The organism is Tardiphaga sp., from assembly GCF_028290495.1.
GTDB lineage: Bacteria > Pseudomonadota > Alphaproteobacteria > Rhizobiales > Xanthobacteraceae > Tardiphaga.
In genome coordinates, this window is sequence record NZ_JAQGJT010000108.1 from 12,845 (window position 1) to 28,070 (window position 15,226).

The 15,226-nt window shown below is 65.2% G+C and carries 15 protein-coding genes and 2 pseudogenes; 12 read left to right on the forward strand and 5 right to left on the reverse strand.

The window, feature by feature from the left end; genetic code table 11:
* Positions 1-20 precede the first annotated feature (20 nt).
* Entirely contained in the window at positions 21-401 is a 381-nt protein-coding gene (locus JWQ24_RS16735; protein WP_299810248.1) for a helix-turn-helix domain-containing protein, read from the forward strand.
* Positions 402-468: 67 nt separating this feature from the next.
* Here JWQ24_RS16735 and dprA read toward each other — a convergent pair whose 3' ends face one another.
* Positions 469-1,587 carry a DNA-processing protein DprA gene (dprA, locus tag JWQ24_RS16740; RefSeq protein ID WP_299810251.1) on the reverse strand — a complete coding sequence of 373 codons (1,119 nt, stop codon included), beginning with the start codon at positions 1,585-1,587 and terminating at the stop codon, positions 469-471.
* Positions 1,588-1,780: 193 nt separating this feature from the next.
* Here dprA and JWQ24_RS16745 point away from each other — a divergent pair, with 193 nt between their 5' ends.
* Positions 1,781-2,368 (forward strand): VOC family protein, encoded by a 588-nt coding sequence (locus tag JWQ24_RS16745; RefSeq protein WP_299810254.1) that lies wholly within the window; start codon positions 1,781-1,783, stop codon positions 2,366-2,368.
* Positions 2,369-2,398: 30 nt separating this feature from the next.
* On the opposite strand, the gene plsY is transcribed toward JWQ24_RS16745, so the two are convergent.
* From plsY to JWQ24_RS16760, 3 genes are read right to left on the reverse strand one after another with little or no spacing between them, the layout of a single operon-like run.
* On the reverse strand, positions 2,399-2,986 hold the full coding sequence (gene plsY, locus JWQ24_RS16750) for a glycerol-3-phosphate 1-O-acyltransferase PlsY (RefSeq protein WP_299810257.1): 588 nt from the start codon (positions 2,984-2,986) through the stop codon (positions 2,399-2,401).
* A gap of 6 nt (positions 2,987-2,992) precedes the next feature.
* A complete protein-coding gene (locus JWQ24_RS16755) occupies positions 2,993-4,294 on the reverse strand; it encodes a dihydroorotase (RefSeq protein WP_299810260.1) in 1,302 nt (433 codons plus the stop codon).
* A 4-nt stretch (positions 4,295-4,298) separates the two neighbouring features.
* A complete protein-coding gene (locus JWQ24_RS16760; RefSeq protein ID WP_299810263.1) occupies positions 4,299-5,252 on the reverse strand; it encodes an aspartate carbamoyltransferase catalytic subunit in 954 nt (317 codons plus the stop codon).
* A gap of 197 nt (positions 5,253-5,449) precedes the next feature.
* Here JWQ24_RS16760 and JWQ24_RS16765 point away from each other — a divergent pair, with 197 nt between their 5' ends.
* Positions 5,450-7,090 (forward strand): acyl-CoA dehydrogenase family protein, encoded by a 1,641-nt coding sequence (locus tag JWQ24_RS16765; protein ID WP_299810266.1) that lies wholly within the window; start codon positions 5,450-5,452, stop codon positions 7,088-7,090.
* Complete coding sequence (locus tag JWQ24_RS16770) at positions 7,087-7,860, forward strand: CPBP family intramembrane glutamic endopeptidase (protein WP_299810269.1); 774 nt, start codon at positions 7,087-7,089, stop codon at positions 7,858-7,860. The genes JWQ24_RS16765 and JWQ24_RS16770 overlap by 4 nt, the downstream gene beginning before the upstream one ends.
* 11 nt (positions 7,861-7,871) lie before the next feature.
* On the opposite strand, the gene ruvX is transcribed toward JWQ24_RS16770, so the two are convergent.
* A complete protein-coding gene (gene ruvX, locus JWQ24_RS16775; RefSeq protein ID WP_299810272.1) occupies positions 7,872-8,363 on the reverse strand; it encodes a Holliday junction resolvase RuvX in 492 nt (163 codons plus the stop codon).
* A gap of 44 nt (positions 8,364-8,407) precedes the next feature.
* On the opposite strand from ruvX, the gene JWQ24_RS16780 reads away from it, so the two are divergent.
* The 8 genes and pseudogenes from JWQ24_RS16780 to gatB form a co-directional block, all read left to right on the forward strand.
* Positions 8,408-8,632, forward strand: coding sequence for a hypothetical protein (locus JWQ24_RS16780; RefSeq protein WP_299810275.1), 225 nt, complete (start codon positions 8,408-8,410; stop codon positions 8,630-8,632).
* 86 nt (positions 8,633-8,718) lie between these two features.
* Positions 8,719-9,795 (forward strand): nitronate monooxygenase family protein, encoded by a 1,077-nt coding sequence (locus tag JWQ24_RS16785; RefSeq protein WP_299810278.1) that lies wholly within the window; start codon positions 8,719-8,721, stop codon positions 9,793-9,795.
* Positions 9,796-9,870: 75 nt separating this feature from the next.
* A complete protein-coding gene (gene gatC / locus JWQ24_RS16790; protein WP_299810281.1) occupies positions 9,871-10,158 on the forward strand; it encodes an Asp-tRNA(Asn)/Glu-tRNA(Gln) amidotransferase subunit GatC in 288 nt (95 codons plus the stop codon).
* Between the two features lie 18 nt (positions 10,159-10,176).
* On the forward strand, positions 10,177-10,395 hold the full coding sequence (locus JWQ24_RS16795; protein ID WP_299810284.1) for a hypothetical protein: 219 nt from the start codon (positions 10,177-10,179) through the stop codon (positions 10,393-10,395).
* Positions 10,396-11,874, forward strand: a pseudogene (gene gatA / locus JWQ24_RS16800) (Asp-tRNA(Asn)/Glu-tRNA(Gln) amidotransferase subunit GatA).
* An 80-nt stretch (positions 11,875-11,954) separates the two neighbouring features.
* Entirely contained in the window at positions 11,955-13,070 is a 1,116-nt protein-coding gene (locus JWQ24_RS16805) for a histidine kinase dimerization/phosphoacceptor domain -containing protein (RefSeq protein WP_299810287.1), read from the forward strand.
* Between the two features lie 177 nt (positions 13,071-13,247).
* A complete protein-coding gene (locus JWQ24_RS16810) occupies positions 13,248-14,636 on the forward strand; it encodes a patatin-like phospholipase family protein (RefSeq protein ID WP_299810290.1) in 1,389 nt (462 codons plus the stop codon).
* Between the two features lie 86 nt (positions 14,637-14,722).
* A pseudogene (gatB, locus tag JWQ24_RS16815) lies at positions 14,723-15,226 on the forward strand (Asp-tRNA(Asn)/Glu-tRNA(Gln) amidotransferase GatCAB subunit B); the annotation flags it as partial.

Genomic DNA, 15,226 nt, shown 5'->3' on the forward strand with positions numbered 1-15,226 from the left:
TGAAACCCGAGCACACCCATGTGCCTGTCCTGCCGCCGAATTCGCACCTTGGCAGCGATTGCCGCGGCGTCGCGGCCGTGCTGGCGCGGGTCGGCGACAAATGGACGGTGCTGGTGATCATGCTGCTCGGCGACGGGCCGCGCCGCTTCAACGAGTTGAAGCGGATGGTCGGCGGCATCTCGCAGCGGATGCTGACGTTGACCTTGCGCGGGCTGGAGCGTGACGGCCTGGTCACGCGCACGGTATTTCCAACGGTTCCGCCGCGGGTCGATTATGAACTCACCGATCTCGGCCGCGGCTTGAGCCACTCGGTGATGGCGCTGGGACAATGGGCGAAGCAGCATCTGACGGACATCGAGACCGCGCGGCAGAATTTCGACGTGCGCAATTCGACGGACTGAAATTGGTTCTGGTTTTGACGCGTTTTCTTGACGCGAACCGGAGTCCGCTTCGCTCGAAAACGCTTTTCTAGATCATCGACACCAGCCCGCCGCCGTGGCGCTCCAGCCGTCCGGCGAGTTCAAGCTCCAGGAGCACGGTGCGCACCACCGCGGCTGACGCGCCACCGAGCCGGATCAGGTCGTCGATGCCGACCGGGCTCGGCCCGAGCAAGGCGATGATCCGGGCGCGGTCGCTGTGATCGGGCTCGTCGAACGACGCCACGTCATCGGGTTCGCGGCCGTGCAGCTCAATGGGACGATCCATGATCGCCGCGACCGCGTTAATTACGTCGGAGGCCTCGGTGACCAGCGCCGCGCCCTGCTTGATAAGATCGTTGGTGCCGGCGGCGCGCGGGTCGAGCGGCGAGCCGGGCACTGCGAACACCTCGCGGCCCTGTTCGGCGGCGATCCGGGCCGTGATCAGCGAGCCCGAACGATGTGCCGCCTCGATCACCACGACGCCAAGCGATACGCCTGATATCAGCCGGTTGCGGCGGGGAAAATCCCGCGCTCTCGGCACATGGCCGAGCGGCATTTCCGAGATAGCACCGCCGTGTTCGAGGATCGCATAGAGCAGGTCCTCGTGCTCCGGCGGATAGATCCTGTCGTGCCCGCCGGCCAGCACCGCCAGCGTACTCGAATTGATGCTGGCGCGGTGTGCGGCCTGGTCGATGCCGCGGGCGAGCCCGGAGGCGATGACAAAGCCGGCGTCGCCCAGATCATGCGCCAGCCGTTCGGCAAACTTCAGCCCGGCGCCCGACGCATTGCGCGAGCCGACGATGGCGATCATCGGCCGCATCAGCGTATCGGTCCGGCCGCGGACGCCGAGCAGCGGTGGCGCGTCATCGATGCCCGCTAGGCGCGGTGGATAGCCGGGTTCTCCGGGGGCCAGCAGCGACACGCCGAGTTTCCGGGAAGCCGCCAGTTCGCGCTTTGCGTCGTCCTCGCTGACGGTCCGGTCGGGCCGGGCGGCGCCGCCGCGCCGCGCCAGATCGGGCAGCCGCGCCAATGCTTCTCGGGCGCTACCGCAATGGTTGATAAGCGAACGGAAGGTGCGCGGGCCGACGTTGTCACTGCGGATCAGCCGCAGCCAGTCGATCCGCTGGGCCTCGGTGAGCTGGACGGCGGTGGATGCGGTGCTGGGCACTTTGACCTCCCTGTCGGGACAGTCTTGCGCGGCTTCTCGCAACTGACAACTACACGGCTGATTTTACTTCGGACCGCTGGCCATCGGGGCGCGGCCGGTCATAATAGGTCCGCGCAGCTAACGTTATTTCCGAGCCACGGGCTGCGTTCAATCAACAAGGCGGGCCAAACGTCGCCACCTTCAGGAGGAAATCATGTCCGAGCAAAAGACCCACCGTGCCGTGCTGCATCACGTCACGCTGAAGACCACGCGGTTGCAGCCGATGATCGACTGGTATGGCGACGTGGTCGGTATGAAGACGATGTATGCGTTTCCTGGCGGCGCCTGGCTGAGCAACGATTCCGCCAACCACCGCATGGCGCTGCTCGCCAGCCCGGCGATCAGCGACGATCCGAATAAACTGCACCACACCGGACTGCATCATACCGCGTTCGAATTCGCCAGCATGGACGCCTTGCTTGATAGCTATGTTCGGCTCAAGGCGGCGGGAATTGAGCCGCATATGGCGCTCGACCACGGCATGACGCTGTCGTTTTATTATGTCGATCCGGACGGCAACAGCGTCGAGCTGCAATGCGACATTTTCGGCGACTGGAACCTGTCGACGAAGTGGATGACCACGTCAGCCGAATTCGCCGCCAATCCGATCGGTGCGCCGGTGGACTGCGATGCACTGGTCGCCGCCCGAGACGCCGGCGCCTCGCCGGACGAAATCCATCGCCGCGCCTATGCCGGCGAATTCCCGCCGACCAAGCCGCTGGACCTGCGTTTGCCGATGTGAGGGCAGGCGCGTTGGCGTGAGGCCTTGCCTCTACTTCGCGCCGATCTTGCCTTCGGTGCCGGCCATCAGCCGCTTGATGTTCTCGCGGTGCATGAACCACAGCAGCAGTGTCAGGACCGTCGCCAGCAAAGCGAGCTGGGGCGCCTTGGCCCACCAGAGGAAGATCGGCGTCACGCCGCTGGCGGTGAGCGCGGAGAGTGACGAATAGCGCGAGGCAAAGGCGCAAGCGAGCCACGCCATGCAGAAAATCAGTGCCGCCGGCCAGAACAGGCCGAGCATGATGCCGATATAGACCGCCACGCCCTTGCCGCCCTTGAAGCCGAGCCAGACCGGGAACAGGTGGCCGAGGAAGGCGAACAGGCCGGCGATCATCGCCGCCTGCGGCCCGCCGACGCTGCCGGCGATGATGACGGCGATGGTGCCCTTCAGCGCGTCGAGGATCAGCGTCGCGGCGGCGAGGCCCTTGCGGCCGGTGCGCAGCACGTTGGTGGCGCCGATGTTGCCGGAGCCGATGGTGCGGATGTCCTGCGTGCCGGCGAGCCTGGTCAGCACCAGCCCGAACGGGATCGAGCCAAGGAAATAGCCGAGCGCGGCCGCAAAAACATAGACGACAATCATCGTACCCTACACATGTTCATACACGGTGCGTCCGCCGACGATGGTGCGTGCGACGCGGCCGGTGAAGCGGGCCTCGTCGAACGGCGTGTTCTTGCATTGCGACTTCAGGTCGGCCGGATCCAGCACCCACGGCACGTCGGCGTCAATGACGATGATGTCGGCGACGGCGCCGGGACGCAGCGAGCCGCCGGGCAGGCCGAGCAGTTCGGCGGGCCGCGTCGACATCGCGCGGATCAGCGTCGTGAAATCCAGCTCGCCGCTGTGGATCAGCCGCAGTCCTGCGGACAGCATCGTCTCCAGCCCGATCGCGCCGGGCGCGGCCTCGGCAAACGGCAGCCGCTTGGTCTCGACGTCCTGCGGATTGTGGTCGGACATGATGACGTCGATCAGCCCGGAGGCGACGGCGGCGACCAGTGCCTGGCGGTCGTCCTCGGTGCGCAGCGGCGGTGACAGTTTGAGATAGGAGCGATACGGGCCGATATCGATCTCGTTCAGCGTCAGATGGTTGATCGACGCCGATGCGCTGACCTTGAGGCCGGCATCCTTGGCGCGCTGCAGCACCTCGATGGACTCGATGCAGGTCAGCGAAGCCGCGTGGTAGCGCCCGCCGGTCAAAGCGACCAGACGCATGTCGCGTTCCAGCATCATCGCCTCGGCAGCATTGGGAATGCCGATCAGGCCGAGCCGCGAGGCGCGCTCGCCCTCGTTCATCACGCCTTCGCCGACCAGATCCGGATCTTCGGTGTGATGCACGATCAGCGCGTCGAAATCGCGCGCATAGGTCAAAGCGCGGCGCATCAGCTGCGCGTTGGTGATGCTCTTGTCGCCATCGGTGAAGGCGACGGCGCCGGCGGCCTTGAGCAGTCCGATCTCGGTCATCTCGCGGCCAGCCATGCCTTTGGTCAGCGCGGCCATCGGATGGATGTTGACGATCGCGGTGTCGCGGGCGCGGCGCAGCACAAAGTCGACGGTGGCGGAATTGTCGATCACCGGCGAGGTGTCGGGCTGGCAGACAATCGTGGTGATGCCGCCCGCGGCCGCAGCGCGGCTGGCGGAGGCAAAGGTTTCGCGGTGGCTGGCGCCGGGCTCGCCGACAAAGGCGCGCATGTCGATCAGGCCGGGCGCTACGATCATGCCGGCGCAATTGATGATGTCGGTGCCCTCGGGGACGCCGGCGGCGCCGATGCCGCGGCGGGCGTCGCGGATCACGCCATCGGCGATCAGCACGTCGCCGGGGCCGTCGAGATGGCGCGACGGATCGATCAGGCGGGCGTTGGCGAGCAGGATGGGCCGGCGGTCGGTCAGCATGATGTCACGCATTTGGGAGGTTGCGCGCGAGCGCTTCTAGCACGGCCATGCGGACGGCGACGCCCATCTCGACCTGTTCGCGGATCAGCGACTGTGCGCCGTCGGCGACGATGGAGTCGATCTCGACGCCGCGGTTCATCGGGCCGGGGTGCATCACCAGCGCATCGGGTTTTGCGTAGGCAAGCTTCTTCTGGTCGAGGCCGAAAAACTGGAAGTATTCGCCGGAGGAGGGCACGAACGAGCCGCTCATGCGCTCGCGCTGCAGCCGCAGCATCATGACGATGTCTGCGCCTTCGAGTCCCTCGCGCATGTCGCGAAACACTTCGACGCCCATTCGCTCGATGCCCGGTGGCAGCAATGTGGAGGGCGCTACGACGCGAACGCGGGCGCCCATGCGGTTGAGCAAAAGGATGTTGGAGCGGGCGACGCGCGAATGCAGGACGTCGCCGCAGATCGCGATGACCAGGCCTTCAAGCCGGCCCTTGTTGCGGCGGATGGTCAGCGCGTCCAGCAGCGCCTGCGTCGGGTGCTCGTGCGCGCCGTCGCCGGCATTGATGACGGAACCATCGACCTTGCGCGCCAGCAGCTCGACCGCGCCGGAGGCGTGGTGGCGCATCACCAGGATGTCCGGATGCATCGCGTTCAGCGTCATCGCGGTGTCGATCAGCGTCTCGCCCTTCTTGATGGAGGACGATGACACCGACATGTTCATGACGTCGGCGCCGAGTCGCTTGCCGGCCAGTTCGAAGGATGACTGGGTGCGGGTCGAATTCTCGAAGAACAGATTGACCTGGGTCCGACCGCGCAACGAGGTCCGCTTTTTGTCGACCTGGCGGTTCAGCTCGACATATTCCTCGGACAGGTCGAGGAGGCCGGTGATATCCGCGGCGGAAAGGCCCTCGATGCCCAGCAGATGCCGGTGGGCGAGGACGAACGTCGATTTTGTTGCAAGGGTCATTAAAACGAAAGCTATAGGGAGAGTCCAAAACCGGGGCAAGCGCCAATCGGCCGGTTCCGGGTTATCCCCATTGCATCTGCGGCCGGGTCAACGGCCCTGACGCATTGCCACAAGGTGCCGCGGCGGGATCATCGCGTGAAATTGCGGCGAATCTTGCGTAAAAGCGGCCCGACGATGTCCGCAGCCGGGAATGTTTCATGACGCACGCCACGACAAAAGAGGCGCTGAACCAGTCGCCGCCCTATGAGGATGTCGACCTGTTCGCCTCCGACCGGCCGCTGGTCGAGGCGGTGGCGCTCAACGAGGCCTCGTCGGCCTATGTGGACCATGCGAATTTCGGCCAGCTGTGGGGCTCGGCGGAGATGGCCGAGCGCGCCCGGCTGGCCAACGAAAATACGCCGAAGCTGAAGACTTTTGACGCCCGTGGCAACCGCCGCGATGCGGTCGAGTTTCATCCGGCCTATCACGAGCTGATGGCGCATTCGGTCAACGCCGGTTTGCACAATTCCACCTGGACCAAGGACGGCACACCGGCCGGCCGCGCCTCCGAAGTCGCGCGGGCGGCGAAATTCTACATGGCCGCGCAGGTCGAGACCGGGCATCTGTGTCCGCTCACCATGACGCGGGCCTCGGTCGCGGCGCTGGCGTCGCAGCCCGACGTGCTGGCGCAACTGATGCCGGTGATCGGTAGCCGCAACTATGATTCCGGCTTTGCGCCGTGGTCGGCCAAATCAGGCATGACGCTCGGCATGGGCATGACCGAAAAGCAGGGCGGCACCGATGTGCGCAGCAACATCACGACCGCCACGCGCGACGGCGATTCCTACCTGATCAGCGGCCACAAATGGTTCATGTCCGCACCAATGTGCGACGCCTTTCTGGTGCTAGCGCAGGCAGATGAGGGCCTGAGCTGTTTCTTTATGCCGCGTTTTCGGCCGGACGGCTCGGTCAATGCGATCGAATTCCAGCGGCTGAAGGACAAGCTCGGCAACCGCTCCAACGCGTCTTCGGAAGTCGAGTTCAACGACGCCTATGCGCTCCGCGTTGGCGACGAGGGCCGGGGCATCCGCACCATCATCCAGATGGTGCAACTGACGCGGCAGGACTGCGCGGTCGCCTCCGCCGGGCTGATGCGCTCGGGACTGGTGCATGCGTTGCATCATGCCAGGCACCGCAGCGTGTTCCAGAAACACCTGGCCGATCAGCCGATGATGCAGAGCGTGCTGGCCGACATGGCGCTGCATGTCGAGGCCACGACCGCGCTGGTGATGCGGCTCTGCCGTTCGTTCGATCGCGCGCCGGAGGATGCGGCAGAGGCAGCCTTTATGCGGCTGATGACGCCGGCGGTGAAATACTGGGTCTGCAAGAGCGCGCCCGGATTTCTCTATGAGGCGATGGAGTGCATGGGCGGCAACGGCTATGTCGAGGAGGGCGTTCTGGCGCGGCATTATCGCGAGGCGCCGGTTAATGCGATCTGGGAAGGCTCCGGCAATGTGATGTGCCTCGACGTGCTGCGGGCGCTGTCGCGCGACGGCGAGGCCGCTATCGCCGTGCTGCAGGAACTGGTCGACGAGACCCGCAGCCTGCCGGGCGCAGGCGAGGCGGCGTCCTTCGTGATCGGCAGCCTGCTGCGGTCGGACAGCGAGCGCGTCGCACGGCAAGCGGTCGAAACTCTGGCGATCCTCGCCGCTGCGGCGGCGCTCAACATCGTGCATCCCCGGCACGCCGAGTTGTTTGCGAAAACCCGGCTCGGTGGCGCGCGCAGCGCGATGTATGGCGCGGCCGAATTGTCTGAGACGCAGAGCCGCGAACTGCTCGACCGTGCGTTGCCGCAATGACCTTGCAAGACGCGCCCCTCGATCCCGGGGCGTTGCCCGGGGTAAAACCGCCGCGGACCTGGAAGTTCTGGGGCACCAGCCTGTGGGGCCTGTTTGCCTTTGCGGCCCTGTTTCTCGGCCAGGTCACGGTGGTGCTGTATCTGATTGTGATCAAGGACGCGCCGTTCGATCTCGCGCTGCTGACGCGCACGCTGAGCAGCGGCACCGCGATCGCACTGTCGGTGATCATGGGATTGCCCGCGGTCTGCGCCGCTTTGTGGCTGGCGACGCGGCTGGCGCGGATTCCGTTCGCGGACTATCTCGCGCTGCGTGGCACCGGCTGGAAGAACTACGCGCTCGGGGCGCTCGGGCTGATCCTGCTGGTCGGCCTGTGGGAGCTGATCTCGCGCGCAACGGGGCGCGACTCCACGCCCGGCTTCATGCTGGAAGTGCTGAAATCCGCGCGGGCGGATGGCGCATTGTGGCTGCTGGTGATCGCGTTCTGCGTGGCCGCGCCCTTGACCGAGGAGTTCTTTGTCCGTGGCTTCCTCTACCGCGGCTGGTCGGAATCCTTCCTGCGGCCGTGGGGCGCCATCGTGCTGTCATCGCTGGTCTGGACCGCGATGCACCTGCAATATGACTGGTTCTTCTTCTGCGAGATTTTCACCATCGGCTTGCTGCTGGGCTGGCTGCGCTACCGCTTCCATTCGACATGGCTGACGGTGTTCCTCCACGGCCTGAACAATCTCGCCGCCACCGTGCAGACGCTCTGGCTCGCCATGCATTCGTAAGTCGAAGCAGCTCAGCGAATGTCCGGCGCGCGCAGCAGCGCGGCCAGCCGGTCGAGGGCGCCCTGCAGGATGAAGATCGCGGCGTGTTCGTCGATGACCTTCGCGCGCTTGGCGCGGGAGACGTCGTTGGCGATCAACTCGCGCTCGACCGCCGAGGTCGACAACCGCTCGTCCCAGAACCCGATCGGCAGTTCGGTGAGTTTGGAGAAGTTACGCGCGAAGGCGCGGGTCGATTGCGCGCGCGGGCCCTCGGAGCCGTCCATGTTGATCGGCAGGCCGAGCACGAAGCCGCAGATGTTGCGCTCGCCGGCGAGCTTGACCAGCCGCGCGGCGTCGGCCTTGAAGGCGGTGCGCTCGACGGTCTCGACGCCGGTGGCCAGTCGACGGTCGGGATCGGACACCGCGACGCCGATGGTCTTGGTGCCGAGATCGAGACCGATCAGCGCGCCACGGGCCGGCCAGTGCGCGGCCGCTTCGATCAATGGTAGGATGAGTGCAGGCATGGCCCCGCATAGCACGCGCTACCGCAAATAGGAAAACGCCATCGATGGACGCCCTCAGCCTGTTTGGATTGTTCGCGGTCAGCGCCATGCTGGTCTGCTACGCGCTGGAGGCGCGCAGCCCGTGGTATGTGCTGGCCTTTGCCGGGGCGTGTGGGCTGGGCTCGCTGTATGGCTTTCTGCAAGGCGCCTGGCCGTTCGGGCTGGTGGAGGCGATCTGGGCCGGCGTGGCTCTGCGCAAATGGCTGCTCATCCCGCGCGCCACCTTATAGCTTGCATCCGCAAGTCCGTGCTAAGGTACCTGCGCGCCCCGCAACGATGCGCGCGCCGATCCCGACATCATTGAACGAGTACACCCATGTGGCCCAACCGCAGGCTGATCGATCTGTTGAATCTCGAGTTTCCCATCGTGCAGGCGCCGATGGCTGGCGCGCATGACACCGCGCTGGCGATCGCCGTGGCGCAAGGCGGCGGGCTGGGCTCGCTGCCTTGTGCGATGATCTCGGCTGAAAAGGCCCGCGAACAGGTCGGGATTTTCCGGCAGCGGGTTTCGGCGCCGGTCAATCTGAACTTCTTCTGCCACACCGCGGTGGATGCCGATGCGAAGCGCGAGGCCGGCTGGAAGCAGCGCCTGTCGGCCTATTACGGCGAATACGGTCTCGATCCCGCAGCCCCGGTCAACGCCGCCAATCGTGCGCCGTTTGACGAGGCGATGTGCGCGCTGGTGGAGGAACTGAAGCCGGAAGTGGTCAGCTTCCATTTCGGCCTGCCGGCGCCGGCGCTGCTGGCCCGGATCAAGGCGGCCGGCTGCATTGTGCTGGGGTCGGCCACCATCGTTCGCGAAGCGATCTGGCTGGAGGCGAACGGCGCCGATGTCATCATCGCGCAAGGCGCGGAAGCGGGCGGCCACCGCGGCATGTTCCTGACGCAGGACATCACCACGCAGCCCGGCCTGTTCGCGCTGCTGCCGCAAGTGGTCGATGCCGTGAAGCTGCCGGTGATCGCCGCGGGCGGCATTGCCGATGGCCGTGCCATCGCGGCGGCGTTCGCGCTGGGCGCGGCCGGCGTCCAGATAGGCACGGCTTTTCTGCGTTCCCCGGAGACCACGATCGGCGCGGCGCACCGCGCGGCGCTGGCCGAATCGGCTGACGACGGTACCGTCATCACCAATGTCATGACCGGGCGGCCGGCGCGCGGCGTCATCAACCGGGTGATGCGCGAGGTCGGGCCGGTTTCGGCGGATGCGCCGGCGTTTCCGCATGCAGCCACCGCCCTTGGTCCACTCAAGGCCGCCGCGGAGAAGCTCGGGCGCACCGAATTCAGCAATTTATGGGCCGGGCAGGCGGTGCGTCTGGGTACCGAGGTGCCCGCTGCGGATCTGACCCGGGTGCTGGCAGCTGCCGCGCTCGCGCGGATGGGGCAGCTTGCCGGCTGAGCCCGTGGGGCGCGGTTGCGGCGCGAAAGCTCCGTCTGCTATACGGCGGGCTGAAATTCCGCCCGAGGCTCATATATGTCCGTCGATGCCGCCACCGTTCGCCGTATCGCGCAGCTTGCGCGCATTGCGGTCACTGACGCCGAGGTTCCCCATCTGCAGGGCGAGCTCAACGCGATGCTGGCGTTTGTCGAGCAGTTGCAGGAAGTGAATGTCGACGGCGTCGAGCCGATGACCTCGGTGATGCCGATGGAGATGCGAAGGCGCGCCGATGTGGTCAATGACGGCGAGATCGTCGACAAGGTGACGGCGAATGCGCCGGAGTCCGAGGACCACTTTTTCCTGGTGCCGAAGGTCGTCGAATAATCGAGGCGGGATCATCCGATGTGCATGCTTTGCGACGATGAAAAGTCCTATCAGCTTTATATGGACTACCTCGACGCCCTAGAAAAACAGGGCAAGATAGTCGACGTCGACAAGGCGATGGACGCCGTGCTCGACCAGCTAGAGGCTGCCGACAAGGCCTCCGAAAAACTCCGCCGCGACGCGCCGGAAAACGACAAGACGCTCTCTCCGTTCTTCTGCAGCCCGGTCAATAAATAGATGACAAACCTGACGTCGTTGACACTCGCGGAGGCCCGTGACGGTCTCGCGAAAAAATCCTTCACGTCGGTCGAACTGACCGATGCGCATATTGTGGCGGTCGAGAACGCGCGCGTGCTGAACGCCTATGTGCTGGAAACGCCGGTCCATGCCCGCGCGATGGCCGCTGCCGCCGACGCCACGATCGCCAAGGGCGAAGCCGGGCCGTTGGCCGGCATTCCCCTGGGCATCAAGGACCTGTTCGCGACCAAGGATGTCCGCACCACCGCGTGCTCGAAAATCCTCGGCAACTTCGTTCCGCCGTATGAATCCACCGTGACCTCGCAGCTGTGGCGCGACGGCGCGGTGATGCTCGGCAAGCTGAACAATGACGAGTTCGCGATGGGCTCGGCGAACGAGACATCGGCGTTCGGCCCGGTGGTCAATCCGTGGCGCCGCGACGGCTCCGACGCCAAGCTCGTGCCCGGCGGTTCGTCGGGCGGCTCGGCTTCCGCCGTGGCAGCCGGTCTGTGCCTCGGCGCAACCGCGACCGACACCGGCGGCTCGATCCGCCAGCCGGCAGCCTTCGCCGGTATTGTCGGCCTGAAGCCGACCTATGGTCGCTGCTCACGATGGGGCGTCGTTGCCTTTGCCTCGTCGCTCGACCAGGCCGGGCCGATCGCGCGCACGGTGCGCGACACCGCGATCCTGATGCGTTCGATGGCCGGTTACGATCCCAAGGACTCCACCTCGGTGGACCGCGCCGTGCCTGACTACGAGGCGGCTGTCGGCCGCTCGGTGAAGGGCATGAAGATCGGCATTCCCCGCGAATACCGTCTCGACGGGATGCCGTCGGAAATCGAAAAGCTCTGGATGGACGGCGCGGCGCAACTCAAGGCGGCCGGCGCGGAACTGGTCGACGTATCGCTGCCGCACACGAAGTACGATCTCCCAGCCTAGTACATCGTGGCGCCGGCCGAAGCCTCGTCGAACCTCGCGCGCTATGACGGCGTCCGCTACGGCCTGCGCGTGCCCGGACGTACGCTTGGCGATATGTACGAGAATACCCGCGCCGAAGGTTTTGGCGCTGAAGTCCGCCGGCGCATCATGATTGGAACTTACGTTCTCTCGGCCGGCTATTACGACGCCTATTACCTGCGCGCGCAAAAGGTCCGCACGCTGATCAAGCAGGATTTCGAAAACTGCTTCGCCAGCGGCGTGCACGCCATCCTGACCCCGGCGACGCCGTCGGCGGCGTTCGGGATCGGCGAGAAGGGCGGCGCCGATCCGATCGAGATGTACCTCAACGACATCTTCACGGTGACGGTGAACATGGCCGGGCTGCCCGGCATTGCGGTTCCCGCCGGCAAGGACGCGCAGGGCCTGCCGCTCGGGCTGCAATTGATCGGCCGGCCGTTTGACGAGGAAACCCTGTTCTCGCTGGCCGAGACCATCGAGCAGGCGTCGGGCCGGTTCACGCCGCCGAAATGGTGGGCTTGATCCGGACGCGACTGGTGCTGCCTTGACATTGCGTTCTTCGCACCCCTTGGTCATGCTTTGTGCATGAGCATGGTACGCGTATGAGCGCCGACGAGGGACTGCCGTCCTCCCAACAGGTCGATCAAATTCTGGGCTCGTCGAAGCTTGCGCTGGCGATCGAGAACGATCGCTACAAGCATCTGCTCGACCATGTTCCGGTGGCGCTGGCGGTGTCGCGCGGTTCCGATGGCGAGCAGCGCGTGGTCTACATCAACAAGGCGTTTGAAACGCTGATGGCGATGGCGCCAGCCGACGTCGAGGGCCAGCCATGGACCTGCCTCGACGGCTTGCTCAATGAAGACGTCCCCAACCAGACGCTCGGCGCAGCGATCCGCGACGGCGGAGATTTCATCGGCGTGTTCCGCCCGGCCGGACCGGTGGACCGGCTGGTGATCGTGCAGGCCTATGCCTCGGTGATCGAAAGCGACGGCGGTGTCGAGAATTTCCGCATCGCCGCTTTGGTCGATGTCGGCGGCCGCGAGCGCGCGCAGATCGAGCAGTTCGAGAACCAGATCCGCGACCGCGACATGCTGATGCGCGAGCTGCAGCACCGTGTGAAGAATAATCTGCAGTTGATCACCGCGTTGGTGCGGCTCGAGGCGCGTTCGGCGGCGGAGGGCGAAGCCGTGGCGCTCGCCCGGCTCGCCAGCCGGATCGACGCGCTGACCGTGTTGTACCGCATGCTGTCTGCGGAAGACGCTGCGGCCGATATCGATCTCGGCCAGTATCTCGCCGACATCGCAACGGCCGTGATGGCGGCCAATGCGCCTGAAGGGATCGAGATCGACGTGCAGGGCGGCTACTGCCCGATGTCGATCAACATCGCGATGCCCGCAGGCCTCCTGGTCAACGAGATGCTGACCAACGCGTTGAAATACGCCTTTGCCGGCCGCGCCGGCGGCCAGATCAAGTTGATCTGCAAGCTCGAAAGCGGCCGCGTCACGGTGATGGTGTCGGATGACGGCATCGGTCTTGGCGAGAACCAGGAATGGCCATCGCCGCGCAAGCTGGGCGCGCTGGTTCTGCAGACGCTGAAGGAAAATGCGAAGAACATGAAGTTCAACGTCGAAAGCATCCGCGGGCAGGGCACCTGGTTCACGCTGGTATTTGATGCCGCGCCAGGCGTGCAGCCGACTAAACCGCTTCGCGCGCTTTAGTCTTTCAATAACCATGATCCGGACGCATATGCGTCCTTCGAAACCATTTGCATCGAATGGCAACGATTTTCCCTAAGATATGTTGAGCGCTTTCCGAAACGCACGGTCGTCACTGGCTTTGCCCATCCGGTAAGTCAGCGGACATTCGACGACTAAGGGCGCGTGAGCGGAATTTTGATGAGCAGGTTGGGTTCACTCGGTGTCGTCGTCACCAGCGCCGCTTTGTTGCTGGGGTGTGCGTCGGTCTACAACGTTCCGATCAACGTGCCGCTCGACGCTGTCGGCGCCGCCGAAAATGCCAGGCCTGCGATTGAGGATGCTGCGGCGAGCGATGATCTGCTGATCGGGCTTGCGTTCTCCGGCGGCGGCACCCGCGCCGCGGCGTTTTCTTTCGGCGTGCTGCAGGAGATGGACAACACCCCGATGCCGCGCGCATCGGACAAGATGGTGGATCGCATCGATTTCATTTCCGGCGTGTCCGGCGGTTCAGTGACCGCTGCCTATTTCGGCTTGAAGAAGCGCGACGCGCTGGCCGACTTCCGCGAGCGCTTCCTGCTGCAGAATGCTGAAGAGGGGCTGCAGACAGAATTGTCGATCAACACCATCGGGCGGGCGTTTTCGGGCGGCATCAACGATTCCAAGGCGTTCACCAAGTGGCTCGACGCCCATCTGTTCCATAACGTGACCTTCGGTGAATTCCGCCGCGTTGGCTCGCCGAAAGTCTGGATCAACGCCTCCGACATCTACAATCACGTGCCGTTCGTGTTCGACGCCACGGCGTTTTCCGCTATTTGCAGCGATCTCACCAAATACCCGTTGTCGAGCGCGGTGGCGGCTTCCGCCGCGGTGCCGATCGCCTTTTCGCCGGCGGTGGTGCAGGCCTTCCCGGGCACCTGTCGCGATCCGCTGCCACCCTGGATCGCCAAGGCCGCGGCCAACCGCAATGCGTCGCCGCTGCTGGGCAGTTACGCCAAGGCCATCTTGCGCTATCGCGACGGCGCGGTGCCCTACATCAAGCTGATGGACGGCGGGCTGGTCGATAATTACGGCATCTCCGGCTTCACCGTCATGCGGGAATCCTCGGACAATCCCTACGCGCCGCTGACGCCGGCGCAGGCGGTCAAGCTGCGCCGCGCGATGTTTCTGGTGGTCGATGCCAAGGCCGGCATCACCGGCAACTGGGTCAATACCGTGGAAGGGCCGAGCGGCGTCGATATGCTGAAGGCCGCGGTGGACACCACGATGGATGCCAGCGTCGGGGCCAGCTACTCCGCCTTCGACCGCACCATGAAGGACTGGCAGGCGGCGATGATCAAATGGCGTTGCGGCCTGTCGGGCGCCGAGCGCGCCCGCTACGGCGTGCGGCCGGGCTGGAATTGCAAGGACCTCAACTTCTTCATCGGCCGTCTCGGTTTCGACCAGCTCGAGCCTGACCGCGCCGCGGCGCTGGAAGCCGTACCGACCCGTTTCCAGCTGCCGCCGCAGCAGGTCGATGACGTCATCGCTGCCGGCCGCGACACCCTGCGGCTCAGCCCGATCTACCAGGCCTTCATCAGGGGCATCTAGACGCCGCCTTCGGGTGCTTGCCTGTCGCGCATTGAAAGCGCGGCAGGGGGTTTTCTCAGGCTGGCCATCGGAGTAAAAGTGCGCCCATGAACGCACCTGTCAAACCATCGAAACTCATCAAGGGCGCCACTGGCGACTGGGAAATCGTGATCGGGCTGGAAGTCCATGCCCAGGTCACCTCCAACGCCAAGCTGTTCTCCGGCGCTTCCACGGCATTCGGCGGGGCGCCGAACAGCCATGTCTCGCTGGTGGACGCGGCGATGCCGGGCATGCTGCCGGTGATCAACGAGGCCTGCATCAGCCAGGCGGTGCGCACCGGTCTCGGACTGAAGGCGCAGATCAACCGGCGCTCGACCTTTGACCGCAAGAATTACTTCTACCCGGATCTGCCGCAAGGCTACCAGATCAGCCAGTACAAGTCGCCGATCGTCGGCGAGGGCGAGGTCGTCGTTGAACTGGCGGACGGCGACAGCATCACGGTCGGCATCGAGCGGCTGCATCTGGAGCAGGACGCCGGCAAGCTGCTGCACGACCAGAGCCCGACGATGTCCTACGTCGACCTCAACCGCTCCGGCGTGGCGCTGATGGAG

Coding starts and splice junctions, on each gene's coding strand:
- plsY (WP_299810257.1), bottom strand. CDS start 2,986: ATGATTGTCGTCTATGTTTTTGCGGCCGCGCTCGGCTATTTCCTTGGC.
- JWQ24_RS16755 (WP_299810260.1), bottom strand. CDS start 4,294: ATGCTGACCGACCGCCGGCCCATCCTGCTCGCCAACGCCCGCCTGATC.
- JWQ24_RS16770 (WP_299810269.1), top strand. CDS start 7,087: ATGACCTTGCAAGACGCGCCCCTCGATCCCGGGGCGTTGCCCGGGGTA.
- JWQ24_RS16760 (WP_299810263.1), bottom strand. CDS start 5,252: ATGACCCTTGCAACAAAATCGACGTTCGTCCTCGCCCACCGGCATCTG.
- ruvX (WP_299810272.1), bottom strand. CDS start 8,363: ATGCCTGCACTCATCCTACCATTGATCGAAGCGGCCGCGCACTGGCCG.
- JWQ24_RS16780 (WP_299810275.1), top strand. CDS start 8,408: ATGGACGCCCTCAGCCTGTTTGGATTGTTCGCGGTCAGCGCCATGCTG.
- JWQ24_RS16785 (WP_299810278.1), top strand. CDS start 8,719: ATGTGGCCCAACCGCAGGCTGATCGATCTGTTGAATCTCGAGTTTCCC.
- JWQ24_RS16745 (WP_299810254.1), top strand. CDS start 1,781: ATGTCCGAGCAAAAGACCCACCGTGCCGTGCTGCATCACGTCACGCTG.
- JWQ24_RS16805 (WP_299810287.1), top strand. CDS start 11,955: ATGAGCGCCGACGAGGGACTGCCGTCCTCCCAACAGGTCGATCAAATT.
- gatC (WP_299810281.1), top strand. CDS start 9,871: ATGTCCGTCGATGCCGCCACCGTTCGCCGTATCGCGCAGCTTGCGCGC.
- JWQ24_RS16795 (WP_299810284.1), top strand. CDS start 10,177: ATGTGCATGCTTTGCGACGATGAAAAGTCCTATCAGCTTTATATGGAC.
- JWQ24_RS16765 (WP_299810266.1), top strand. CDS start 5,450: ATGACGCACGCCACGACAAAAGAGGCGCTGAACCAGTCGCCGCCCTAT.
- JWQ24_RS16810 (WP_299810290.1), top strand. CDS start 13,248: ATGAGCAGGTTGGGTTCACTCGGTGTCGTCGTCACCAGCGCCGCTTTG.